This window comes from Williamsia limnetica (assembly GCF_003217475.1).
GTDB classification, from domain to species: Bacteria; Actinomycetota; Actinomycetes; order Mycobacteriales; family Mycobacteriaceae; genus Williamsia; species Williamsia limnetica.
Map to the genome: position 1 here is coordinate 19,092 of NZ_QJSP01000009.1, position 25,241 is coordinate 44,332.

A 25,241-nucleotide genomic window follows, 5' to 3' on the forward strand; every position below is an offset into this window, starting at 1 on the left:
ACCGGTGCGCTGAGCGCAAAGGATACGGCCGGTGACCCGGCCGACCCGTGGTGACCGGCGGACCGGCCGCCGCGGCACCGGACGTGAGCGGATGGGACCATCGCGGCGGCCGCGAGGCAGGCAGGGCAATGGTGGCGCAGGTGCGCGGGATACCGAAAATCCTGCCGGCGCACCGCGATCCAATGGTGTTCGTGGCGGCTTCCCGGTCGGCGGTTCGATGCACGGCAGTTCAGAGGCGGTCAGAGCGGGGCGACAGTTCCTCGTGCGGCACCGCTTTGCCACCGCACTGATCTTGCTCGTGGTCGCGGTCGTCGCGATCAAGATGGTGATGCTCCAGATCGTGGATGCGCCCGGATTGTCGGCGGAGGCCGCAAGCCAACGGGCGGTCACCGAGGTACTGCCCGCCAAACGCGGAGCGATCGAGGACCGTAACGGAAAGGCGATCGCGTACACCGACGATGCGCGAGCGCTGACCTTCCAGCCGGTGAAGGTGCGCAAGGAGATCGAGGACGCCCACAAGAAGAACTCGGCTCTCCCGGACCTGTCCACCAGGATCAGTCAGATCGCAGCGGGTATCAGTGCCGAACTAGGGGGTGAGTTCGAGGAGTCATCCCTGAAGGAGTTGCTCGAGAGCAACGAGACCTTCGTGTATCTCGCCCGCGCCGTCAGCCCGGAAGCCGCGAACAAGATCATCGATGAGTTCCCGGAGGTCGGCTCTGAACGGCAGGACATCCGCCTCTATCCGGGTGGCCCGTTGGCAGCCAACATCGTTGGCGACGTCGACTTCGACGGTAATGGACTGATCGGACTCGAATCGTCCATGGACTCCGTCCTTTCGGGTACGGACGGCTCTCGGACCTACGACCGCGGTTCCGACGGCGCTGTGATTCCCGGCAGTTCGCGCAACCTGCATCCATCGGTCGACGGCGGCACCGTAGAACTCACCATCGATTCAGATGTGCAGTGGTATGTGCAGAACCAGGTGCAGCGGGCCAAAGAGTTGTCCAAGGCCGAGAACGCTTCTGCAGTGGTGCTCGACGTCAAAACAGGCGAGGTACTCGCCATGGCCAACGACGGCACCTTCAATCCTGCCAAGCCTCTTGACGAACAGGGTGATGCACAACTCGGCGACCTGCCTGTCACATCGCCATTCGAGCCGGGCTCGGTGAACAAGATCATCACCGCAGCGGCCGCGATCGAGTACGGGATCACCACGGCCGATCAGGTTCATCAGGTACCGGGCAGCATCGACATGTCGGACGTCACTGTGAAAGATGCCTGGGCACACGGCGTCGAGCCGTACACCACGACCGGCATATTCGGTAAGTCCTCGAATGTCGGCACCCTGATGCTGGCGGACAAGGTGGGTGAAGACCGGTTCGCCGACATGGTCAAACGCTTCGGACTCGGTCAGCGTGCCAACGTCGGTCTACCGGCCGAGAGCGCCGGTGTCGTACCGGCGCGCAGTCAGTGGTCCGGCGGTACGTTCGCCAACCTCCCGATCGGGCAGGGTCTGACGATGACGTTGCTGCAGATGACCGCGATGTATCAGGCCATCGCCAACGACGGCGTCCGCATCGAGCCGCGAATCATCAGGTCCATCAACGGCGAGGGTCAAGAGGGTGAACTAGCACCGCCTGATGGCGTGCGGGTGGTCAGCCCGCAGACCGCGAAGACTGTGCGAGACATGTTCCGCGCGGTGATCCAAGACGACCCGATGGGTGTGCAGATGGGTACCGGGGCGAAGGCAGGGGTGCCCGGCTATCAGATCAGCGGTAAGACCGGCACCGCACAGCAGGTCGATCCGGACTGCGGCTGCTACTCGCAATCGAGCTACAACATCACTTTCGCCGGCATCGCACCCGCCGACAACCCGCGCTACGTGATCGGGATCATGCTCGACAATCCCTCACGGAGCAGCGATGGCAGCGGTGGACAGAGTGCGGCGCCGCTGTTCCAGACCATCGCGTCCTGGATGCTGCAGCGTGAGCAGGTACCACTCTCGGCCGAGCCGACCCCACCACTGGTGTTGCGGGCGAACTGATCCGTCGGCGGTATGTTGTGGAAATGTCTGCTCCCGAGAACTCGGTGCTGCGCCCAGCAGTGGTGACACCGACCCAAATCGCGGTGCTGTCGGCGGCCAGTGGTGCGCGGATCGATCTGGTCGGCGCGGTCACCGAGAAGACCGAGGTCACCGGCGTCACCCTGCGCGCGCAGCACGTACGTCCTGGCGATCTCTTCGCCGCTCTGCCCGGTAGTCAGGTGCACGGCGCCCAGTTCGCCGCCGATGCGCTGGCCGCCGGGGCCGTCGCCGTACTCACCGACCGCGCGGGCCGTGACATCGTCGAGGCGATCGAGAGCCCCGTCGATTGCGCAGTGCTGGTACATCCCCGGCCACGGCAGGTGCTGGGGGAGCTGAGTTCGCGGATCTACGGTCAACCCTCGCGTCGGATGACGCTCGTAGGCATCACCGGTACGTCGGGCAAGACCACCACCAGCTACCTGACCGAGGCGGCCCTGATGGCCGACGGTCATTCGGTGGGGCTGATCGGCACGGTCGAGACCCGCATCGCGGGAATCCGGCAGCCGAGCGCACTGACCACGCCGGAGGCCCCGGAATTGCAGGGTCTCCTCGCCGCGATGCTCGAGCAGGGCGTGGATGCGGTCGTGATGGAGGTGTCGAGCCACGCCCTCGAGCTCGGGCGCGTGGACGGCAGTGTCTTCGGGATCGGGGCGTTCACCAATCTCTCGCAGGACCACCTCGACTTCCATCCCACAATGCGCGATTACTTCAATGCCAAAGCTCTACTGTTTCAGCCGGATTCGTCGGTGCATGCGCTGCGAACCGTCATCTGTGTCGATGATGCCTGGGGCCGGGAGATGGCCCGGATCGCCGGGGCGAACGCGATCACCCTGTCGACCGGTGACACTGCGGCGCACTGGCACGCCGGCCCGTCGGACGTCGCGGTCGACGGTAGTCAGACCGTGACGCTGACCGATCCCACCGGCGACACCTTCACGATGACCGTCCCCATGCCCGGGCGATTCAATGTCGCCAACGCGCTGACCGCTGTGGTGATCGCCTCGGTGGCGGGCGTGGCCACCACCGTCGCCATCGATTCGATCAGCGATGTGGCAGTGCCGGGCCGAGTCGAACGGGTGAGCAGAGGGCAAGACTTCTTGGCAGTGGTCGATTACGCGCACAAGCCCGCCGCCCTCGAGGCCGTGATCGAGACGCTGCGAGGCCAGGTGAGTGGCCGGATCGCGGTGGTGGTGGGAGCAGGTGGCAACAGGGACACGGGCAAACGTCCGCTCATGGGCGAGGCTGCGGCACAAGGAGCGGAGCTGGTGGTGATCACCGATGACAACCCTCGGACCGAGGTGCCCGCCGAGATCCGAGCGCAGGTACTGGCCGGCGCGCACGCCGTACCGGCCTCCGCGCGGCCGCGGGGCGCCGAACCGGTGCGCGAGATCGGCGACCGAGCCGAGGCGATTCGGTCCGCAGTGGCGTGGGCACAGTCCGGCGATGTGGTTCTCGTCGCAGGCAAGGGTCACGAGGCAGGCCAGGAGATCCACGGCGTCAAGCACCGGTTCGATGATCGGGTGGTGCTTGCCGAGGCGATCGACGAACGTTTGACCGCGCGCACCGCTCCCGCAGGCGATGAGTCGGCGTGATCCCGGAAACACGTCTTACGTTGACGGACGGCCGCACGGCAGGTCATCTGCTGTCCCACCCGCCCGGACCGGTCGACCAGCGTTCCGTGCGGTCGGCGCTGCGTGAACTCGCCGAAGCGGTCCATGCGCAGCCTCAGCGACGCAGCTGGGCCATACTCGGTGAGCTCGATGCGCCTGACGATCTCGACACGGGCGACCCGCTCGCGATGACGCGATGGGTGATCTCACACGATGAACTCGGACGGCTCGCAGTGAGGCTCGACATCGGTCAGGTGATCTGTGTCGGGACCTCACGGGCAATGCACGGTCTGCACCAGGGGGCGGTCATGGAAGGGTCATGGGGTTCGGAGGCGGTGCTGGTGTCGAGCCCGAAGGAGGCGCTGGACATACTGGACGCGCAACTGGGCCACAGCGACGTGGTGCTGGTCATGGGTGGACGTGAGCTGGGACTGCCCGGATCATTCGGGGCCGGCGGGGTATCGAAAGGTGAGGACTTCTAGGTGAGACAGATCCTGATAGCGGGGGTGATCTCGCTGGCTGTCGCGATCCTGCTGACCCCGGTGCTGATCAAGGTCTTTTCACGGCAGGGCTTCGGCCAAGAGATCCGGGTCGAAGGACCCAAGAGCCATCAGACCAAACGTGGTACGCCTTCGATGGGTGGCGTCGCCATCGTCGCGGCTCTGTGGGCCGGATACTGGGGTGCGCATCTGGTCGGACTGGCAACCGACGGAGAAGGTCCGACCGCGTCGGGCATCTTGGTGCTCTCGCTGGCGACGACGCTGGCGGTGGTCGGGTTCCTCGACGACTTCATCAAGATTCGCAAACAGCGCAACCTCGGGCTGAACAAGACCGCGAAATCCGTCGGGCAGCTGATCGCGGCCGTGTTGTTCGGTGTACTGGCCCTGCAATTCCGGAACGAGGCGGGGTACGCGCCTGCCAGCAAGCAGCTGTCGTACGTCCGCGACATCGACGCCATCACCATGGGATCGGTCGCCTTCGTCGTATTCGTGTGGCTGGTGGTCTCGGCCTGGTCCAACGCCGTCAACTTCACCGACGGACTCGATGGTCTCGCCGCCGGCTCGATGGCGATGGTGCTGGGCTCATACGTCCTGATCACGTTCTGGCAGTACCGGAACGCCTGCGTCGGTGGTCCGAAGACCGCCGAACCGGGTTGCTACACCGTGCGCGATCCACTCGACCTCGCGCTCATCGCGGTCGCGGGTGGCGGTGCGTGCCTGGGATTCCTGTGGTGGAACGCCGCGCCTGCCAAGATCTTCATGGGCGACACCGGGTCGCTCGCACTCGGCGGCATGCTGGCCGGTCTGTCCATCACGACCAGCACCGAACTGCTGATGGTGGTCGTGGGGGCACTGTTCGTCGCGGAGATCATCTCGGTGGTCATCCAGATCGCGGTGTTCCGCACCACCGGCCGAAGAGTCTTCCGGATGGCACCCTTCCATCACCACTTCGAACTGTCCGGGTGGGCAGAGACCACGGTGATCATCAGGTTCTGGTTACTCACGGCCATCGCCTGCGCGCTGGGACTGTCGCTGTTCTACAGCGAGTTCCTCACCGCCAGCGGGGGATAGGCATGACAGCAGAACCCTGGGACGGCGGCCGCGAGTGGGCAGCACCCGAACTCTGGTCGGGTCGGGTCCTGGTCGCCGGCGCCAGGGTCGCCGGTGCCTCCGCTGCGCGCTTCCTGCTCGAGCAGGGCGCCGAGGTGACGGTCTGCGACGACAACACCGAGATCACCGCCCCGCTCGTGAACGCAGGGGCGACCGCGGTCCGGATGGATGAGCTCCTCGAGCGCCCCGACTGGGCCGCTGACTACGACCTGCTGGTCGTCTCACCGGGTTTCCGGCCGGATGGTCCACTGCCGACGGGAGCACGCGCGGCCGGACTGCCGGTCTGGGGTGAGGTCGAATTGGCTTGGCACGTCGACCGATCCGGATTGCTCGGGACGCCGAGGCAGTGGCTGGTGGTCACCGGCACGAACGGCAAGACCACCACGACCGGGATGATCGAGTCGATCGTCACCGCTGCCGGGGTGCTGGTCGCGGCGTGCGGCAACATCGGTCTGCCGATCCTCGACGTCCTCGTCGCGGAACCTCGCATCGAGGTCCTCGCGGTCGAATTGTCGTCCTTCCAGCTCTACTGGGCACCGTCGGTTCAGCCCACTGCGGGGGTCGTTCTCAACATCGCCGAGGACCACCTCGACTGGCATGGATCGATGGCTGCCTACGTCGCGGCCAAGAGGGTGGCCTTGTCGGGGCCGATCGCGGTGATCGGACTCGATGACCCGGTGGCGGGGTCGCTCACGGCCGGCTCGCCCGGCGCCCGCACGATCGGCTTCCGGCTGGGCGCCCCGCACGATGGTGAGCTCGGTATCGCCAATGGACAGCTCGTGGACCATGTCGACTGGGACGGCAGCGGTGATCACTCGGTGGTGCCTCTGATCATGGTCGACAAGGTTCGCCCGACCGGACCCTCCGGCCAGCTCGATGCATTGGCTGCCGCCGCGCTGTGCCGGGCGATCGGTATCTCGCCGCAGGCTGTCGAGCGTGGTCTGGAGACGTTCACGGTCGGCGGTCATCGCAGCCAGCCTGTCGCCGTCATCGGCGCGACCACGTTCATCGACGACTCCAAGGCCACCAACCCGCACGCGGCGCTGGCGTCGATCCTGGGGCATCGCCGGGTGGTGTGGGTCGCCGGGGGACAACTGAAGGGGGCAGCGGTCGACGAACTCGTCGTCGCGGTGCGCGATCGGCTCGCCGGGGTGGTGATCATCGGAGTCGATCGCGACGTCATTGCAGACGCATTGGCACGACACGCCCCTTTGGTCCCAACAGTCACAGTGGTAACAGGGGAAGATGGCGGGGTGAAGACAGCTGCCCCCACTGCGATCATGGCCGGCGCGGTGCGGGCCGCCTGGGACCTGTGCACCGCCGATCCCGATACCCCGGACGCGGTTCTGCTCGCGCCTGCGGCCGCCTCGCTCGACATGTTCGCCGGGTACGGCGCTCGCGGCGACAGCTTCGCTGCCGCTGCCCGAGCACTTCCGGGAGCCTCGACCGCAGGGGTCTCCTGATGCGGAGGCGTTCGGACGTCGGCGACCCGGACGAGCTGGACCTCATCGAGTCGCCGGACACCGGCGACGATGCTTCCTCCGACTCGGACCCTGCGCCGGGTCGCGATGCGACCGACGAGTCCGAAAAAAGTGAAACATCAACGCCTCGTACACCTCCTGCTCGCGACCGTAAGGTCGTCTCACTCGGTGAGGGAATCGGATCGGTCATCTCGGCGGTTGCCGGAGTGCTCAGCAGGCCGCTCGCTTCCTTCCATCTCATCGTCACGCTCACCGTGCTGCTCACCACGTTCGGTCTCGTCATGGTGTTGTCGGCCTCGTCGGTGGAAGGCTATTCAAAGACCGGATCCTCATACGGACTGTTCACCACCCAGTTGGTGTTCGCCGCACTGGGGATCGTGCTGTTCTACTTCGCGGTCAGGATGCCTGTCCGTTTGATGCGCAGGCTCGCTGCGCCCGCGATCATCATGACGACGATCATGTTGATCTTGGTGCTCATCCCGGGTATCGGAACCCTCAGCCAGGGCGCACGTCGCTGGTTTGTCGTCGGCGGACTCTCCGTCCAGCCGTCCGAACTGGTCAAGGTCGCGCTCTGCGTCTGGGGCGCACACCTGCTGGCCTCGCGCCGCCGCGACAACGCCTCGCTCCGTGAGCTGTTGATCCCGCTCATCCCCGTCACGTTCCTGATCTGTGTACTGATCGTGCTCGAGCCGAACCTGAGCACCACGGTCACGATCGCGATCATCGTGGGCGCACTGCTGTGGTTCGCGGGACTACCGATGAAGGTCTTCGGATTCTTCGCCATATCGGGTGTGCTGCTCGCGGGCCTGCTCGCGATGACGGCCGGATACCGCAGCGAGCGGGTGCGAAGCTTCTTCGGGCACATCGACGATCCGCAGGGCGCCGGGTATCAGGCCAGGCAAGCGCGGTACGCGCTCGCGAACGGAGGTCCGTTCGGCGAGGGCCTCGGTCAGAGTCGCGCCAAATGGAACTACCTGCCCAACGCGCACAACGACTTCATCTTCGCGATCATCGGCGAGGAGCTTGGTCTCATCGGTGGACTCATCGTGCTGATGCTCTTCGGATTGCTCGCTTTCGTCGGGCTGCGCATCGCGATGCGATCGGTGGACCCCTTCCTCCGGCTGCTGACGGCCACGATCACGGTCCTGGTGACCGCGCAGGCGCTGATCAACATCGGCTACGTCGTCGGCCTGCTCCCGGTGACGGGTATTCAGCTCCCGCTGCTCTCGGCCGGTGGCACGTCCACCTTCACCACGCTGGTGATGTTCGGCTTGCTGGCCAACGCCGCGCGCCACGAACCCGAAGCGGTCGCCGCGCTCGCCGCCGGTGGAGATGGCCGGTTCGGCCGGATTCTGCGGCTACCCAACCCCGTGCCGTATTCGCAGACCCGCGCCGAAGCCCTGCGTGATCGACTCGACCGCCGACGCGGACAACGGCCGGGGCCGGCCGTTCGGGCTCGCCGTGCGGTGGCCACCGAACCCACCCGCCGCGCCGCCAGGGGTGCACAACCGGCGAGAAGTCATCCGCCACACGATCGCATGCAGCGTGGCCGAGTCCAGTCTCCGCGGCCTCAGGACTGGGGGTTCGACCGTACAGCGAGCCCACCCCGGACGAGGCAGGGGCCATTGCGCAACAATGACCCCTATGCCCGAGACCGTCAGCCACGCGAGAACCGACGAGGCCATGATCCCTATGCTCGAGGAGTGCCGCGCGGTGAGCCGCGCGGGAGATATCGCGATCCGGACAGGCGCCGGTGACAGATCTGCCCCGTCCGGCCGGGATCGGAGTTCGAGGATATGAGTGAGCCGACCGCTCCGCTGTCGATCGTGGTGGCCGGTGGAGGTACGGCGGGTCATATCGAGCCTGCCATGGCAGTGGCCGACGCGCTGGTGGACATCGACTCGACGATCCGGGTGACCGCACTCGGTACCGCTCGCGGGCTCGAGACCACCCTCGTGCCCGAGCGTGGTTACCGCCTCGAACTCATCCCGCCGGTTCCGTTGCCCCGCAAGCCCAATGCCGATCTGGCCAAGCTGCCGCTACGACTTCGCAAGTCGGTCGCTGCCACGCGCCGGGTGCTCGCGGCGGTCGAGGCCGACGTGGTGATCGGATTCGGAGGCTACGTCGCACTGCCCGCCTACCTGGCCGCTCGCATGCATGTGAAAGCCCACAATCGGGTGCCTGTGGTGATCCATGAGGCGAATGCGCGTGCCGGAATCGCGAACAAGGTGGGAGCCCGGCTGGCACAGAAGATTCTGGTCGCGGTCCCCGGCTCCGGGCTCGAGTCCGCCGACGTGGTGGGCATCCCGGTTCGCGCCGCGATCTCTGATCTGGACCGCGCTGCACTGCGAGCCGAGGCCCGCGCGTACTTCGGCCTCGATCCGCAGGCACCGACCTTGCTGGTGTTCGGCGGTTCGCAGGGCGCCCGAAGCCTCAACGACGCCGTTCGCGGCGCCGCGCAGGTGTTGGCGGACAACAACATCGGCGTCCTGCATGCGTATGGGAAAAAGAACACCATCGAGCCCTTCGACGGGTCCCCGCCGTATGTGGGAGTGCCCTATGTCTCCAGGATGGATCTGGCGTATGCAGCCGCCGACCTCGCCATCTGCCGGGCGGGCGCCATGACGGTGGCCGAGGTGTCGGCCACCGGGTTACCTGCTGTCTACGTACCCCTGCCGCACGGTAACGGTGAGCAGCGACTCAACGCCGCGCCACTCGTGGCAGCGGGCGGTGGACTCCTGGTCGACGATGCCGAGCTCACGCCGGAGTATGTGGCGCAGACCATTCCGCCGCTGCTGACCGACCCCGCCAGACTGTCGGCCATGTCACTCGCCGCGGCAGGCGCCGGTGCGCGCGGTGCGGCCCATGCGGTTGCCGCTGCCGGCATCGAGCTCGCGCGTTCGCGCCGCGACAGGGGGCAGCGATGATCAACCCGGTCACCGGTCTCCCGGACAAGGCCCTGCCGCAAGCCCTTTCGCGAGTGCACATGGTGGGAATCGGCGGCGCAGGCATGTCGGGGCTGGCCAGGATTCTGCTCGCCCGTGGAGGTCAGGTGTCCGGGAGCGACGCCAAAGAGTCACGTGGCGTGATCGACCTGCGGACCAGAGGCGCGAAAATTCACATCGGGCACGACCCGGCAGCCCTCGAACTGCTCGACGGCGGACCGACCGTCGTGGTGACAACTCTGGCCGCGATCCCGAAGACCAATCCCGAACTGGTGGCAGCCCGAGAACGGGGTATCCCGGTGCTGCTGCGGCCGGCGGTGCTCGCGACGTTGATGGAGGGGTACACGAACCTGTTGATCGCGGGCACCCACGGAAAGACGTCGACGACGTCGATGACGGTGGTCGCTCTGCAGCATTGCGGGTTCAACCCGTCGTTCGCGGTGGGCGGCGAGCTCAACGAATCCGGCACGAATGCCCATCACGGGTCGGGCGGGGTCTTTGTCGCGGAGGCGGACGAGAGCGACGGTTCGCTGCTGCAGTACTCGCCGACCGTCGCCGTGGTGACAAACGTCGAGTCCGATCACCTCGATTACTTCGGGACCACGGATGCCTACGTTCAGGTCTTCGACGATTTCGCCGATCGCATCCGGCCGGGTGGCAGCCTGATCGTGTGCCTGGACGATCCGGGCTCCGCCGCGTTGGCGGCCAGGGTGGCGCCGCGACTGGCCGAACGCGCAGTCGCGGTGCTCGGTTACGGCGAAGGTGTGCACACCGATCTCGCCGGCGGACTCGAGCCGATCGCACGGTTGCTGAGTTGGCGCAGCACGGGTGGTGGCGGCCTCGCCCGGGTCCGGTTCGCCGATCCGGCCGGTGACGGCACCGAATCCACCGAGTACTCGATTGCCCTGACCGTGCCAGGAAAGCATATGGCGCTCAACGCTGTTGCGGCATTGGTGGCAGGCGTCTGCGTCGGTGCGCCCGTGACCGACGTCATCGAGGGACTCGAAGGTTTCGCCGGTGTGCACCGCAGATTTCAGCTGCGCGGGCGGATCGGCAGGATTCGGGTCTACGACGACTACGCGCATCATCCGACCGAGGTGCGGGCGGTTCTGACGGCTGCGCGCGACATGGTCGACGCCGACGGTGGACGCGTGGTCGCGGTGTTCCAACCCCACCTGTACTCGCGGACCGAGACCTTCTCGACCGAGTTCGCCGCGGCGCTCGACCTGGCCGATCAGGTGATCGTCCTGGATGTCTATGGCGCCCGCGAGCAGCCGATCCCAGGGATCAGTGGCTTCACCATCGCCGAGAAGGTGACCAGACCGGTGGCCTTCCAACCGGATGTGTCGGCGCTGCCGGGTCAGGTCGCGCGGCTCGTCGAACCCGACGACGTCGTCCTGACCATCGGTGCAGGCGATGTCACGATGCAGGCACCCGAGATCGTCGATGCGCTGCGCGCGGCGTCCCACCCACCGCGGGGTGACACCGATCTGTCCTCCGGGGGACCCAGATGAGCGATCGTCGCCGCCCTCGTGGTGGTGACGACGAGCGCCGCCGCCACCGGTCCGGGCGCGATCTCGAGCCGCAGGATCGCGACGACGACGATCTCACGGTGCTCGCAGATCTGACCATCCCCGCGCGCGGCGACCATCCATTTGTGGAAGGCGTTGACCCGGACGACTTCGATGACGACAGCGACGCCGTCGACGACGACGCGGAAAACGACGACGAGGCGGCGGGCACCCGGACGCGGCAACGGCGTCGGGACCGCGGCCGCCGCAGGCCCGCTGTGAGTGGGATGCGATTGCTGGTGACGACAATCGCGGTGATCCTGGTGGTGATCGCAGGATTCGTCGTCGCGTACTTCACGCCGTTGATGTCGGTGCGGACCATCGACGTGGCGGGTGACTCCGTGGTGTCTGCGGAAGAGATCCTCGCCGCAGCAGCCCTTTCCGAGGGGCAGCCGCTCATGCAGGTCGACACTGCCGCAGCTGCGCGGCGGGTGTCGATGATTCCGCGGATCGCCACGGTCAGGGTCAAGCGTGAGTACCCCTCCACGATCACGATCTCGGTGGTCGAAAGGGTCGCTGTGGTCTTCACCCAGCGCGATGGACAGAAATACCTGATGGACAACCTGGGATTCGAGTTCGCTCAACAGGATCCGCCGCCGGGTCTTGCCGAGCTGCAGACGGCGAATCCCGGGTCGGGCGATCCGTCGACCCGGGCGGCCTTGACGGTGATGGGCGAGGTGCCCCCCTACGTGCGCGATCAGATCGCGGCCATCGAGGTGGATTCCCCGGTCGATATCGCCTTGCGGCTCAAGGACAACCGCACTGTCATCTGGGGCGACGATGAACGAAATGTCGAGAAAGCAGAGACTCTGCGGCACGTGCTGACGCAGGAGGGGACCGAGTACAACGTGTCCAGTCCGCAGAATCCGACCTTCAAATAGCGGTTTCGAGCTCAATTCCCAGAGTTTGTGGCGACACGCCGCAGCGCTTGCTGGCTCCACCCACCAAAGATGCCTAGCGTTTCCATCAGCACGCGACTACTTGACATAACTCTAAGCCTGTGGTTTAGGTTGAGGGTTTTCCGTTCCGGCAGTCGTGCGCAGCAGAGCCAGCTGGTTCGGAACTAGACCAAAAGGAAGGCGAGCGCTATGACGCCCCCGCACAACTACCTTGCCGTGATCAAGGTCGTCGGTATTGGCGGCGGCGGAGTCAATGCCGTCAACCGCATGATCGAACAGGGACTCAAAGGTGTTGAGTTCATCGCCATCAACACCGACGCCCAGGCCCTGCTGATGAGCGACGCCGACGTCAAACTCGACGTCGGCCGCGATTCCACCCGTGGACTCGGCGCAGGTGCCGATCCCGAGGTCGGTCGCCGCGCCGCCGAAGATGCCAAAGACGAGATCGAGGAGCTCATCAAGGGCGCCGACATGGTCTTTGTCACAGCCGGCGAAGGTGGCGGAACCGGCACCGGTGGCGCGCCCGTGGTGGCGAGCATCGCCCGCAAACTCGGTGCATTGACCGTCGGTGTCGTCACCAGGCCGTTCTCGTTCGAAGGCAAACGGCGCGGGGGACAGGCAGAAGTCGGGATCACATCGCTGCGCGAGTCCTGCGACACGCTGATCGTGATCCCCAACGACCGCCTCCTGCAGATGGGTGACGCGGCCGTCAGCCTCATGGATGCCTTCCGCAGTGCGGACGAGGTCTTGCTCAACGGCGTCCAGGGCATCACCGACCTGATCACCACACCCGGACTGATCAACGTCGACTTCGCAGACGTCAAGGGTGTGATGAGCAACGCCGGCAGCGCATTGATGGGCATCGGCTCGTCCCGCGGCGAGAACCGTGCCACGAAGGCTGCGGAGTCCGCCATCAACTCGCCGCTGCTCGAAGCATCGATGGAAGGCGCCCACGGCGTGCTGATCTCCATCGCCGGTGGTAGCGATCTCGGACTGTTCGAGATCAACGAGGCCGCGACCCTGGTCCAGGAAGCCGCCCACGTCGACGCCAACATCATCTTCGGAACGGTCATCGACGACAACCTCGGAGACGAGGTCCGCGTGACCGTCATCGCCGCCGGTTTCGACAGCGGCGCCCCGGCCCGCAAGCCGGTGGAGTCCGCGGCCACCGCAGCCGCCCGGACCAGTGCCGCAGCCGGATCGGGACGTGTCGCAAACGGCAGCGCGAACGGCAAGAGCGATGCCGATCGTCGCGACCCGCTGTTCGCCCAGGTTCCCGCCGGTGACCCCTTCGCCGACGACAGGCCTTCGCGGACCTCGTCGCGTCCCGCGCATGGAATGGACGAGGCCGATGACGAGGTGGACGTTCCGCCGTTCATGAAGCGCTGAGCGCTCCCGTGGGTTTCCGGACCAGGCGGGTGGTCACCGCGCGGGCAGGCGGCTTCTCGGTCGGGCCGTACGCATCGTTCAATCTCGGCGATCATGTCGGTGACGACCCGGAAGCGGTGCGCAAGAACCGCGATCGACTCGCCGAGAAGATCGGCGTCGACCCGGCACGTGTGGTGTGGATGGAACAGATCCACAGCCGCAACGTCACAAGGGTCGACGGGCCCGTCACCGAACCGGTTCCCGCCACCGACGCCCTGGTGACGACAACCAAGGACCTCGCGCTGGCCGTCCTGAGTGCAGACTGCGTCCCACTGCTGCTCAGCGATGAGGAGGCCGGAGTCGTCGCCGCCGTTCATGCCGGCCGTGTCGGAGCCCGTATCGGCATCGTGCCCCGCGTGCTCGAAGAGATGGAGCGGGCGGGCGCCAAGGTCAGCAGGATCGGCGGTTTCCTCGGGCCGGCAGCAGGCGGGGCACAGTATGAGGTGCCCGCCGACATGCAGGCGGACGTCGAGCGACATCTGCCGGGCAGTGCCACCCGGACCGTCAAAGGCACGCCCGGGCTGGACCTGCGGGCCGGTATCAGGCGCCAACTCCTTACCGCGGGGGTCTCGGCGGTTGCGCAGGACCCACGCTGCACGATCACCGACCCTGCCCTCTTCAGTCATCGGCGCGACGCACCGACCGGCCGCATTGCTTCTGTCATCTGGATGGACACGGGCAGTGCCTGATCCTGGAGACGGTGAGTCCGCCGATCGCCGTGCCGAGCTAGCGTCGAGGCTGCAGGCTGTCCGGGCAAGGGTCGACGCTGCCTGCGCTGCCGCCGGCCGCGATCCGTCCGCCGTGCAACTGCTCCCGGTCACCAAGTTCTTCCCGGCGTCGGATGTACTCGCGCTCGTCGAGTCGGGGGCAGTCGAGTTCGGGGAATCACGCGAACCCGAGGCCGGCCGCAAGGCGGACGAGGTCCGGGCGGTCAGCGGCCGCAGCGACCTACGGTTCCACATGATCGGACAGCTACAGCGGAACAAGGCAAAGACGGTTGCGCGCTGGGCAGATCGCGTGCATTCGGTGGACAGTCCGAAACTGGCGCACGCCCTCGATCGTGCTGTCGGAACAGCCCGTGAGAGCGGGGATCGCGATGGCGCACTGGAGGTATTGATCCAGATCGGCCTGGACGACGACGAGGCCAAGGGTCGCGGTGGAGTCGTCGAGGACGAACTGCTCACGTTGGCCAATGGCATCGAGCAGAGTGCCAACCTGCGGTTGTGTGGACTGATGGTCATCACCCCACTGCACGGATCGGCGGAGGCCTGGATGGCCAAGGCCGCAGGCATTGCGCAGCGATTCATCGCCGAACACCCCGGTGCGGCCGAATTGTCCGCCGGGATGTCCGGCGACCTGGAGATCGCTGTCAAGTATGGATCGACATGCGTGCGTGTCGGTACCGCGATCATGGGCGATCGACCAGTAATCTCGCCCTAACGGTTAGTCACATGAGTAACACGAGCACCATGACTAACAGGGATTGTCGAGTACCGGCCGCGGCTGAAAGAGGAAATGCGATGAGCACCATCCACAAGTTCAAGGCGTACTTCGGCATGGTCCCGCCCGGTGACTACGAAGACGACTACCTCGACGACCCCGCCCCGGCGCGGCCGCGTCGCAGCTACGAGCGCGACTACCGGGACGAGGCGGACTACCGCGATGTCGAATATCGCGACGACGAAGCCGGAGGCGGAGCTCGACCCGTCTATCGAGACGTGGATGAGCGGGATTTCCGTGAGGCGGACTTCCGTGAGGCGGATTTCCGCGAGGGCGAGTACGAACGCGTTCCCGAGTACGCATACGCCGGCGCCCGCCGTCCGCAATTCGAGTCCATCGACCGCTACGCCGCTGCACCTGCCCGCGTCGCAGGACGACTCGAGCCGCTGTCATCGGTCCGCACCACCGCTTCTGCGCGGCCGGGCCCGTCCGCCGGGCCGAGCACCCGCGGAGCCCTCGCGCTTGATTCCCGCGCCGAAGTCGACCGCGTCTTCGAAGAGGGCAGCCCGCTGGGCAAGATCACCACGTTGCGGCCCAGCAGCTACGCCGAGGCACGCACCATCGGTGAGCGCTTCCGCGACGGCAGCCCCGTCATCATGGATCTGGTCGAGATGACCAACGCCGACGCCAAGCGGCTGGTCGACTTCGCCGCCGGTCTGGCCTTCGCCCTCCACGGCTCCTTCGACAAGGTCGCCACCAAGGTGTTCCTACTCGCGCCGTCCGACATCGACGTCTCGCCCGAGGATCGTCGCAAGATCGCCGAGACCGGTTTCTACAACCATCAGTAACCCGCTTCCGGGTCGGCGCGTCCTGCCGTTTTCCCATTCGCGTCCGATTTCGGGCAGAGTTGTGTCGTGACGATCGCGCGAGAAGTTATCTACTACATCCTCTTCATCTACTGGCTGCTGCTCCTGGGGCGGCTGGTGATCGAGTTGGTGCGAACCTTCGCCAGAGAATGGCGACCCACCGGAGCGTCGGTTGTGGTGATCGAAAGCGTGTTCACGACCACCGATCCACCCATCAAGGCGCTGCGCAAGATCCTGCCGCCGATCCCACTCGGCCCGGTCCGGCTCGACCTGTCCCTGATGATCACGATGATCGTGGTCTTGATCGCGATGTCGTTGGTCGCGGCGTAGGCCCTGCGGCTCTTCCTCCAGCGGTCCATCGCTGCCGGTGAGCGCGTGCGACTCGCCGAGAGGCCGTCCCGGTCGTCGGCTTCGGATTCGGCACACTAGTATCGAGTAGGTTGATAACAAACGGGTCACAGATCACCGGCGCGCCGGAGTAAATGGTTCTTTTAGACCTCTGTTTGATTTCGACATAGCAACCACAGGGTGCGACGAACGGTTCTAGTGTGACAGGATGGACGCCAGTTACAGCCTGGATGTTGATCGTGAATAATATGGTTGACCGACCCACGTTCTGGGTCAGTCAGAACAAGGATTCATGGATCGGCGCGCAGCTGAGCCAGCACCTACACAAGTAGAAGACCAATGCTCGACACAAGGTATAAGGGGACCGACCAATGCGGCTGACACCAGCTGATGTGCACAACGTCGCGTTCAGCAAACCGCCGATCGGCAAACGCGGCTACAACGAGGACGAGGTAGACCAGTTCCTCGACTTCGTCGAAGCCGAGTTGGCGCGTCTGATCGAAGAGAACTCCGACCTGAAACAGCGGGTCGAAGAACTCGAGGGTGAGGTCGATCAGGCCAAGAAAGCACCCGCACCGGCGGCAGAGCCTGCAACGCAGACATTCGCGAAACCCGCAGCCCCGGCTCCGGAACCTGCTGCGCAGGCCGCGCCCCAGGGCGAGGACCACAGCATCCGGGCAGCGCGCGTCCTCGGCTTGGCCCAGGAGACCGCTGATCGCCTCACGAACAACGCGCGCAGCGAGTCCGAGGCGATGGTTGCCGATGCCCGTGCTCGCGCCGATGCTCTGGTCGGCGACGCCCGATCCAAGTCCGAAGCCATGCTGAGCGACGCTCGGCAGCGTTCCGAGGCGATCTTGGCCGACTCGCAGACCCGTGCCGAGACGCAAACGCGTCAGGCTCAGGAGAAGGCCGACGCCCTGCAGGCCGACGCCGAGCGCAAGCACACCGAGATCATGGGCACGATCAACCAGCAGCGCTCTGTGCTCGAAGGCCGGATCGAACAGCTCAAGACCTTCGAACGTGAGTACCGGACCCGCCTCAAGACGTACCTGGAGTCGCAGCTCGAAGAGCTGCAGCAGCGGGGAAGCGCGGCGCCGGTCGACAACGCACGTGGCGGAGACGCCTTCTCGTCCGATCCGGGTAATGGTGGATTCACCAACTCGGGCGGATTCAGCAAGCCTGGCAACTGATCGCCGGCTGAGCATCGCCGACGTACTCGACCACTAGGACACTGCTGTGCTTGTGCTGGCGCTGGGGGCCACCCTGGTGGGATTCGTCCTGCTGGTGGGGGCCCTCTTCAGCGGCCTGCTGTGGCTCGCGATCGCCTGCATCGTCGTCTGTGTGATCGGTGTCGGATTCTTGATCGCCGATCTGCTCGGGATCGGCCGCCCCACCGGTGAGACAAGTCACCTGGCGGCGGGCGATGACGGTCGGTCGCAGGAGCACGTCGGCGAGGTTCGGGATCGGTCCGGGGAATCGGACCTTGAGGAAGATTCCGAACCCGAGTCCGGCCTGCAACCCGAATCCGGCCCAAAACCAGGCCCCGGCTCGCAACCGGAGTCCGACAATGAGGTGACCCGGCGGATTCCGCGGATCTCGCGCCACGGCGGCGACGATCCGCCGACCGAAGAAATACGGTTCGACAAACCGAGTTAGACTTGTATTCGCGTTGATCCGGCCATCACCGGGGAGCACCTGGAAGAACGGGGCCGCGAGACCCTCAGTAGAACCAGGCGGGTGAGGCCCGTCAACGCCTCGGACGATGTGCCGGTCAGCCGGTTGATCGAGTGAGTGGCGCCATTGCGGCGCAAGCGGGGTGGTACCGCGGCCGATGGAGAAATCGGATCGTCCCCGTGCCCAGGCAGCAACGCCAGCGCACGAGGAGACGGCAATGAACCCACAAGATCCGACAGTCACAACAGCAGGCCCGGCCTCAGAAGGCGAGTCCACGCCGGCCGCATCGCAGCCCGGCCGGGTCTATCCCATCGTCGATCTGACCGACGGATCGAAGTCGGGCGCCCCCTCGTTTCCCGAGGTGGAGGAGCGGGTCCTTCAGTATTGGCAGTCAGACGACACGTTCCGCGCCTCGATCGAGAATCGCAGCGACGCCCCCGAGTTCGTGTTCTATGACGGGCCCCCGTTCGCCAACGGACTGCCGCACTACGGCCACCTGCTGACCGGGTACGTCAAAGACCTGGTGCCCCGTTTCCAGACCATGCGCGGGAAAAAGGTCGACCGTCGTTTCGGTTGGGACACCCACGGTCTGCCCGCCGAGCTCGAGGCGGAACGGCAGCTGGGTATCACCGACAAGTCGCAGATCGAGACGATGGGTGTGGCCAAGTTCAACGATTACTGCCGCGCTTCGGTGATGAGATACGCCGACGAGTGGCGGGAGTACGTCACCCGTCAGGCGCGCTGGGTCGACTTCGACAACGACTACAAGACACTGGACATCGATTTCATGGAGTCGGTGATGTGGGCCTTCAAGGCCCTCCATGACAAGGGGCTGGTCTATCAGGGATATCGGGTCCTGCCGTACTCGTGGTACGAGCAGACCCCGCTGTCCAATCAGGAGAGCAAGCTCGACGACGCCTACAAGATGCGCCAGGATCCCGCCGTGACCGTGCGGATGACGTTGGACACCAGCGTTTCCGGGCCTGCTGAGCTCGATGGCGTCGAGGCACTGATCTGGACGACCACTCCGTGGACCCTTCCGTCCAACCTCGCGATCGCCGTCAATCCCGGCACCGAGTACAGCCACGTCCGCGCCGACGACGGGAAGCAGTACCTGCTGGCAGCCGCACTGGTCGGGGCCTACGGGCGCGAGTTGGGCGACGAACCGGAGGTTCTCGGGACGTACACCGGCGCACAGCTGGAAAATCTGCACTACCGGCCGCCGTTCGACTTCTTCCTCGGTCATGAGGGAGCTCATCGGGTACTGCTCGGTGACTATGTCACCACCGAGAGCGGCACCGGAATCGTGCACCTGGCACCGGCTTTCGGTGAGGAAGACATGGAGCTCGCGACGGCGTACGGCATCGAGGTGGTCCAGCCGCTGGATCCAGGCGGCCGGTTCACCGCACTGGTGCCTCCGTATGAGGGGCTGATGGTCTTCGACGCCAACCCGGTGATCATCAAAGACCTCAAGGCCGCGGGCAAGATCCTTCGCCACGAGACGATCGAGCACTCCTACCCACATTCATGGCGGTCCGGGAAGCCGTTGATCTACATGGCCGTTCCGTCCTGGTTTGTCGCTGTCACCACGTTCCGCGATCGGATGGTGGAGTTGAACAAGCAGATCGAGTGGTCACCCGAGCACATCCGCGATGGTCAATTCGGCAAGTGGCTCGAAGGTGCTCGCGACTGGAACATCAGCCGCAACCGCTACTGGGGTGCACCCATCCCGGTCTGGGTCTCTGATGATCCCGAGTACCCGCGCGTGGACGTGTACGGCAGCCTCGACGAACTCGAGCGCGACTTCGGTGTGCGCCCGGACAATCTCCACCGGCCCTACATCGACGAGCTCACGCGCGCCAACCCCGATGACCCCAGCGGTGAGTCGACCATGCGGCGGGTCCCCGAGGTCCTCGACTGCTGGTTCGAGTCGGGATCGATGCCTTTCGCACAGGTGCACTATCCCTTCGAGAACACTGATTGGTTCGAGGGCACGGACACCATGCCCGGACACAGTCCGGGAGATTTCATCGTCGAGTACAACGGTCAGACGCGCGGCTGGTTCTACAACCTGCACGTGCTCTCCACCGCTTTGTTCGACCGGCCGGCATTCCGGACGGTCGCGGCTCACGGCATCGTCCTGGGCGACGACGGCCAGAAGATGTCGAAGTCGAAGCGGAACTATCCGGACGTGAACGAGGTGTTCGACCGCGACGGCAGCGATGCCATGCGGTGGTTCCTGATGGCGTCGCCGATCCTGCGCGGCGGCAATCTGGTCGTCACAGAGCGCGGTATCCGTGAGGGTGTTCGGCAGGCGTTGCTACCGCTGTGGAACGCCTACAGCTTCTTGCAGCTGTACGCGGAGCGGCCCGCGCAGTGGAGTACCGGCTCGACCAACGTGCTTGATCGGTACATCTTGGCCAAGGCGGCTGCGACTCGTGACGCCATGACCGGGCAGATGGAAACCTACGATGTCGCAGGTGCCTGCGAAGAGTTCCGGCACTTCTGTGACGCGCTCACCAATTGGTATGTGCGCCGCTCACGGTCGCGATTCTGGGCCGGCCAGGACGAGGCACCGGAAGCGTTCGACACGCTGTACACGGTGCTCGAGGTCGCCTGCCGTCTCGCTGCGCCGCTGCTGCCGCTCGCCACCGAGGCGATCTGGCGTGGACTGACCGGCGAGCGGTCGGTCCACCTGGCCGACTGGCCGACCGACGACGAACTCCCCGCGGATTCCGAGCTCGTCGCGGCGATGGACGACGTACAGGCGGTGTGCTCGGTCGCGTCGAGTTTGCGCAAGGCCAACAAGCTGCGCGTTCGACTTCCGTTGCCGTCGTTGACGATTGCCTCTGCCGACGCTGCGCGACTGGCCCCGTACACAGATCTCATCGCCGACGAGATGAATGTGAAGTCGGTGCAGTTGACCGATGACGCCGATCAGTACGGGCAGGTGGAGTTGGCAGTGAATGCCCGGGTCGCCGGACCGCGGCTGGGTAAGGACGTGCAGCGGGTGATCAAGGCGGTCAAGTCCGGGAATGTCAGCATCACTGAGCGCGACGGCGTCGAAGTGGTGAGCGCCGACGGCATCGAACTGCTGGACGGCGAGTTCACCCGCAAACTCGTTGCGGTGAAGCCGGAATCGACCGCGGAATTGCCTGCTGCGGCGGGACTTGTTGTGCTCGACACCACCGTCACCGAGGAACTCGAGGCCGAGGGCTGGTCCAAGGACAGGATCCGCGAGCTCCAGGAGGCACGCCGATCAGCTGGTTTCGACGTGTCCGACCGGATCAAGGTTCAACTCGCGGTCCCCGCTGACCATCACGAGTGGGCGCAGCGCCATCGCGACCTCATCGCCGGTGAGGTGCTGGCCGTCGAACTCGATCTCGTCGACACACGGACGGATGAACCCTTGGGGGACTGGGTCGCCCTCGGTGATGGCGTCCAAGCCACGCTCACCAAGGCCTGACCCCGATAGTGTGCCCCTTTGGCGGACCTGACCTGGTCTTTTGTTCGCCACAAGGCCACATCATCGGGAGTCGGGGAGGCCGATTCGATCGAGTAGCCCGTCGATCTGCAGGGTGAAGAGCGCTGTCAGGTCGAAGGGTGGCTCGGTGCCGTACTGGCCGAACACCTCGAGGCTGGTGAGGCCGACTGTGGTGGACCACAGTGCTATGGCCGCGTGCATGGCGTCGTCGCTCATCTGCGCGCCGAATTCGGTTGTGATGGAGCTGAAATCCACCACGGCCGCGGTGGCCTCCCGAGGTGGGAAGACGATCTGTTCACCGGCCGCGGCGACAGTCCTGACGAGCAGGCCGACCACCCGGGTACCGGGCTCGGTCGTTTGTTCGGCAGGCGCCTGATAACCGGGGACCGGGCTGCCGTAGAGCAATGCGTAGCGGGATGGTTCGGCCACGGCCCAGTCACGAAAGGCGCGGCAGCTCAGTGTCAGCTGCCGGCGGGCATCGCCGGCGGGCGCGGTGTCGTGTGCTGCGACGACCCGGTCGGCGAGTTCGACGTATGCGTCGACAACCAGCAAGGTCAGCAGGTCGTCCCGAGAGGCGACGTAGCGGTATACAGCCGAGGAGACCAGATCGAGGTCGCGGGCTATCGCGCGTAGCGACAGTCCTGCCGCGCCGTAGGTGGCGAGATGTGTCCGGCCGAGTTCGAGTATCCGTTGCTGCGTGCGCTCCCTGGCCTGGGCCCTGGAGGTCGGTCGGCGGGGCGTCGGTTGTTCGGATGTCGAGGAATCGCTCATCAGGTGAGGATGCCACAAAGAGAGCGGTGCTCTTGCTTTATGGACCGAAAGGGCGCACACTCAGAAAATAGAGAGCAGCGCTCTCTAAGTTGTTTTCCGATCGAGGAGCCATGATGACCCCAGCACCGCACCCGGTAACCCACTACAACCGCCCCGGCAAGGGCGTGCACTTCTTCAACGGCATCGTTGCCTGGTTGGCCGACCGGGGCATCACGCTCGCCGGTGCCAGGACACTCGAGGTGCGAGGCCGCAAGTCCGGTAATCTGCAACGTATTCCGGTCAATCCGCTGCGGATCGACAATCGTACCTACTTGATCGGCGCCCGCGGCGACACCCAGTGGTCGCGCAACGTGCGAGCAGCCGGAAGCTGTACCTTGCGCGGCGGCAGGAAGGCAGTCACCTACCGTGTCGTCGAGGTAGCGACCGTGGACAAGCCGACTGTGCTGAGGCCGTATCTCAAGCGGTGGGGGTGGGAGGTCGGCGCGTTGATGCCGGTCAGGATCACGGCCACGTCGACCGACGCCGAGTTGCTGTCCGCGGGCCCGGCGATACCGGTCTTCGAACTGATCGTGCAGCCACACACCTGAGAGAGCTGAGGAGGCATACCATCGATCTTGTGCGGCAGCAAGACGGGAACAGAAGTTCCCGATGGGTGATGCACATCGACATGGATGCGTTCTTCGCGTCCGTCGAGCAGCTCACGCGGCCGACACTGCGCGGCCGCCCAGTGCTGGTCGGGGGACTGGGCGGCCGCGGGGTCGTGGCCGGATGCAGCTACGAGGCACGAGTCTTCGGAGCCCGTTCGGCGATGCCGATGCACCAGGCGCGACGACTCGTCGGACCCGGCGCCGTGGTGCTGCCGCCACGCGGATCGGTCTACCGGGCGGTGAGTGTCCGCGTATTCGGTCTCATCAGGGAACTGGTGCCCGTGATCGAGATGCTCTCGTTCGACGAAGCGTTCGGTGAACCCGTCGAGTTGGCCGGAGCGGATGCCGACGACGCCCGTGAGTTCGCGGAGCGGGTGCGCAGACGGATCAGTGATGAACTCGGTCTGGCAGCGTCGGTGGGCTTCGGGAGCGGAAAGCAGATCGCGAAGATCGCGTCCGGCATGGCCAAGCCTGATGGTGTTGTCGTCGTCACCCCCGCGCAGCAGCAGGAGTTTCTCGCGCGACTGCCGGTACGCAAACTGTGGGGCATCGGTCCGGTTGCAGGAGAACGACTGCAGCGGTTGGGAATCGATACCATCGGCGATCTCGCCCGGATGTCACCTGTCGAGGTGTCGTCGGTCCTCGGCGCCACTGTCGGACCGGGTCTGCACCTGCTCGCACAGGGGGTCGATGACCGACCGGTCGCCGAGCGGGCCTCGGCCAAACAGATCAGCGCCGAGTCGACGTTCGCCGAGGACATCACCGATCTGGTCCGACTCCGGAAGGCGGTGGAGCGCGCCGCGGCGTCGGCGCACCGGCGGTTGCTGAGTGACGGACGTGGATCGCGGACGGTCGTCGTCAAGCTGAAGAAATCCGACATGTCGGTACTGACCCGCTCGAGCACACTACCGGCGGCCACCACCGAGCTACCGGTCCTCGCGGCGGCCGCGCAGCGGCTGGCGATCGATCCACAAGAGATCGGACCCATCCGTCTCGTCGGAGTCGGGTACTCGGGGTTGACTGCAGTGCAACAATTCTCGATGTTCCCGGAGCTGGACGAGTTCGAGGGGGCAGAATCGGCCACCGCGCAGTCGCCGACCCAGGAGGCGTTTCATCCCGTCGGCCGCAATCCCGAGGCCGATCGGCTGCGATGGTCCACCGGCAACGACGTACGGCACCAGACGCATGGGCTGGGCTGGGTACAAGGCAGCGGCCATGGGCGGGTGACCGTGCGATTCGAGACCCGCAGCAGTGGGCCCGGGTTCGCGAAAACCTTCGCGCTGGATGATCCAGCACTCGAAGAAGCCGATTCGCTGGACACCCTGGACTGGCCCGACGAGTTTTTGAGGGCGGCGGCTGAGCCCGAATGATGTCGGCGGTGCGGGGGTCAGGCGGTCCCGAAGAACGCGTCGGCCTCGGGTCGTCCACCGCCGCCGGCGAGTATGACCTGCAACGCTATTCGAGATTGGGATGCGCGTAGCCACGGCGAGATGATCGCGCCCTCGTGCACCAGGTCGACGGCGCCGCCGCCACCGCCGTAGTGCGCGATGACATGGCCGCGCGGGACCCTTGAGCAGAGAACCACCACCACGCCGCGGTCGATGGCCCGTGTCACGGCGGCCACCACCTCGGGATGCGTGTTACCTGAACCCGTTGCCGACAGCACCATCCCGTCGGCGCCCCTGCTCACGCTCCAGTCGAGCAGCTCGGGGTCCACGCCGGGGTACAGCGACAGTAGATCAACCCGGGCGCGGGCGATGCAGGTGCGCGGCAACACCGGCCGGGCCAGACCCGGATGGATCTCGGCGAACGGGGCGAGGGCCCCACTGTCGAGTTTCGTGGCACCGCGTGCGGGCGTCAGGGAGCCGCCCATGGCGATGAGCACGCCCGAGCCCCGGCTGCGGTCGTCGGCTGCCGCTGCGATCGCCGCGGACAGATTGGTCGGACCGTCGGCGTCGGGGGAGTCGGCCGGGCGCTGGGCGCCGGTCATGATCAGCGGGCGCGGGTCGTCGTGCATCAGATCGAGCAACATCGCCGTTTCTTCCATGGTGTCGGTGCCATGGGTCACCACCACACCGCAGACGTCCGGATCGGCGAACTCGGCGTCCACCGCCAGACGGATGGCGTCCTGGTCTGCAGGCAGGATCGCCGATGAGTCGACGTGCAGGATCTCGCGCACCCGGAGCACGAGATCCGTGGGTGCGATGGTCGCGACGAGATCGTCGCCGCGGACGTCGGGACGGGCGCCGCCGGCGAATCCGCGACTGGCGATGGTTCCGCCCGTGGTGAGAATCGACACCACTGCACCCGTGTTGACCATGCCCGATAGCTTCGGCCGAGGGTAGGCGTGCGTCAAATCCACATGTTTTTGGCATAGTGGGTCC

At 65.8% G+C, this 25,241-nt stretch carries 21 protein-coding genes; 19 read left to right on the forward strand and 2 right to left on the reverse strand.

What is annotated here, in order from left to right; all coding sequences use genetic code 11:
- The first annotated feature begins 91 nt into the window (after positions 1-91).
- The 17 genes from DFR67_RS15705 (at position 92) to ileS (ending at position 21,421) form a co-directional block, all read left to right on the forward strand.
- Positions 92-2,044, forward strand: a complete 1,953-nt coding sequence (locus DFR67_RS15705; protein ID WP_110470662.1) for a peptidoglycan D,D-transpeptidase FtsI family protein — start codon at positions 92-94, stop codon at positions 2,042-2,044.
- Positions 2,045-2,067: 23 nt separating this feature from the next.
- Positions 2,068-3,675, forward strand: a complete 1,608-nt coding sequence (locus DFR67_RS15710) for a UDP-N-acetylmuramoyl-L-alanyl-D-glutamate--2,6-diaminopimelate ligase (protein ID WP_110470458.1) — start codon at positions 2,068-2,070, stop codon at positions 3,673-3,675.
- Positions 3,672-4,175: a UDP-N-acetylmuramoyl-tripeptide--D-alanyl-D-alanine ligase gene (locus DFR67_RS15715; RefSeq protein ID WP_110470459.1), complete on the forward strand. Its 504-nt coding sequence runs from the start codon at positions 3,672-3,674 to the stop codon at positions 4,173-4,175. Before DFR67_RS15710 ends, DFR67_RS15715 begins: the two co-directional genes overlap by 4 nt.
- The gene (gene mraY / locus DFR67_RS15720; protein WP_110470460.1) at positions 4,176-5,264 is read left to right on the forward strand and encodes a phospho-N-acetylmuramoyl-pentapeptide-transferase; all 1,089 of its coding nucleotides are present in this window, start codon (positions 4,176-4,178) and stop codon (positions 5,262-5,264) included. It abuts the gene before it with no gap.
- Between the two features lie 2 nt (positions 5,265-5,266).
- Positions 5,267-6,766 (forward strand): UDP-N-acetylmuramoyl-L-alanine--D-glutamate ligase, encoded by a 1,500-nt coding sequence (gene murD / locus DFR67_RS15725; protein ID WP_110470461.1) that lies wholly within the window; start codon positions 5,267-5,269, stop codon positions 6,764-6,766.
- A complete protein-coding gene (ftsW, locus tag DFR67_RS15730) occupies positions 6,766-8,541 on the forward strand; it encodes a putative lipid II flippase FtsW (protein ID WP_110470462.1) in 1,776 nt (591 codons plus the stop codon). The genes murD and ftsW overlap by 1 nt, the downstream gene beginning before the upstream one ends.
- A gap of 39 nt (positions 8,542-8,580) precedes the next feature.
- Positions 8,581-9,711: an undecaprenyldiphospho-muramoylpentapeptide beta-N-acetylglucosaminyltransferase gene (gene murG / locus DFR67_RS15735; protein WP_110470463.1), complete on the forward strand. Its 1,131-nt coding sequence runs from the start codon at positions 8,581-8,583 to the stop codon at positions 9,709-9,711.
- A complete protein-coding gene (murC, locus tag DFR67_RS15740) occupies positions 9,708-11,243 on the forward strand; it encodes a UDP-N-acetylmuramate--L-alanine ligase (RefSeq protein WP_110470464.1) in 1,536 nt (511 codons plus the stop codon). The genes murG and murC overlap by 4 nt, the downstream gene beginning before the upstream one ends.
- Positions 11,240-12,181 (forward strand): cell division protein FtsQ/DivIB, encoded by a 942-nt coding sequence (locus DFR67_RS15745; protein WP_110470465.1) that lies wholly within the window; start codon positions 11,240-11,242, stop codon positions 12,179-12,181. Before murC ends, DFR67_RS15745 begins: the two co-directional genes overlap by 4 nt.
- A 207-nt stretch (positions 12,182-12,388) precedes the next feature.
- The gene (gene ftsZ, locus DFR67_RS15750) at positions 12,389-13,588 is read left to right on the forward strand and encodes a cell division protein FtsZ (RefSeq protein WP_110470466.1); all 1,200 of its coding nucleotides are present in this window, start codon (positions 12,389-12,391) and stop codon (positions 13,586-13,588) included.
- Positions 13,589-13,596: 8 nt separating this feature from the next.
- Entirely contained in the window at positions 13,597-14,316 is a 720-nt protein-coding gene (pgeF, locus tag DFR67_RS15755) for a peptidoglycan editing factor PgeF (RefSeq protein ID WP_425451288.1), read from the forward strand.
- Complete coding sequence (locus DFR67_RS15760) at positions 14,309-15,067, forward strand: YggS family pyridoxal phosphate-dependent enzyme (protein WP_110470468.1); 759 nt, start codon at positions 14,309-14,311, stop codon at positions 15,065-15,067. The genes pgeF and DFR67_RS15760 overlap by 8 nt, the downstream gene beginning before the upstream one ends.
- Before the next feature lie 80 nt (positions 15,068-15,147).
- A complete protein-coding gene (gene sepF / locus DFR67_RS15765; RefSeq protein ID WP_110470469.1) occupies positions 15,148-15,915 on the forward strand; it encodes a cell division protein SepF in 768 nt (255 codons plus the stop codon).
- A gap of 66 nt (positions 15,916-15,981) precedes the next feature.
- On the forward strand, positions 15,982-16,263 hold the full coding sequence (locus DFR67_RS15770) for a YggT family protein (RefSeq protein WP_110470470.1): 282 nt from the start codon (positions 15,982-15,984) through the stop codon (positions 16,261-16,263).
- Between the two features lie 389 nt (positions 16,264-16,652).
- Entirely contained in the window at positions 16,653-17,471 is an 819-nt protein-coding gene (wag31, locus tag DFR67_RS15775) for a DivIVA-like cell division protein Wag31 (RefSeq protein ID WP_110470471.1), read from the forward strand.
- A 46-nt stretch (positions 17,472-17,517) separates the two neighbouring features.
- Positions 17,518-17,937 (forward strand): DUF2304 domain-containing protein, encoded by a 420-nt coding sequence (locus tag DFR67_RS15780; protein WP_110470472.1) that lies wholly within the window; start codon positions 17,518-17,520, stop codon positions 17,935-17,937.
- Between the two features lie 235 nt (positions 17,938-18,172).
- Positions 18,173-21,421 carry an isoleucine--tRNA ligase gene (gene ileS / locus DFR67_RS15785; RefSeq protein ID WP_110470663.1) on the forward strand — a complete coding sequence of 1,083 codons (3,249 nt, stop codon included), beginning with the start codon at positions 18,173-18,175 and terminating at the stop codon, positions 21,419-21,421.
- 60 nt (positions 21,422-21,481) lie between these two features.
- Here ileS and DFR67_RS15790 read toward each other — a convergent pair whose 3' ends face one another.
- On the reverse strand, positions 21,482-22,210 hold the full coding sequence (locus tag DFR67_RS15790; protein ID WP_110470473.1) for a TetR/AcrR family transcriptional regulator: 729 nt from the start codon (positions 22,208-22,210) through the stop codon (positions 21,482-21,484).
- A 113-nt stretch (positions 22,211-22,323) separates the two neighbouring features.
- On the opposite strand from DFR67_RS15790, the gene DFR67_RS15795 reads away from it, so the two are divergent.
- On the forward strand, positions 22,324-22,797 hold the full coding sequence (locus tag DFR67_RS15795; protein ID WP_110470664.1) for a PNPOx family protein: 474 nt from the start codon (positions 22,324-22,326) through the stop codon (positions 22,795-22,797).
- Between the two features lie 68 nt (positions 22,798-22,865).
- Positions 22,866-24,227 carry a DNA polymerase IV gene (locus DFR67_RS15800; protein ID WP_170135234.1) on the forward strand — a complete coding sequence of 454 codons (1,362 nt, stop codon included), beginning with the start codon at positions 22,866-22,868 and terminating at the stop codon, positions 24,225-24,227.
- A 17-nt stretch (positions 24,228-24,244) separates the two neighbouring features.
- On the opposite strand, the gene DFR67_RS15805 is transcribed toward DFR67_RS15800, so the two are convergent.
- Positions 24,245-25,177 (reverse strand): asparaginase, encoded by a 933-nt coding sequence (locus DFR67_RS15805; protein WP_110470474.1) that lies wholly within the window; start codon positions 25,175-25,177, stop codon positions 24,245-24,247.
- Positions 25,178-25,241 lie beyond the last annotated feature (64 nt).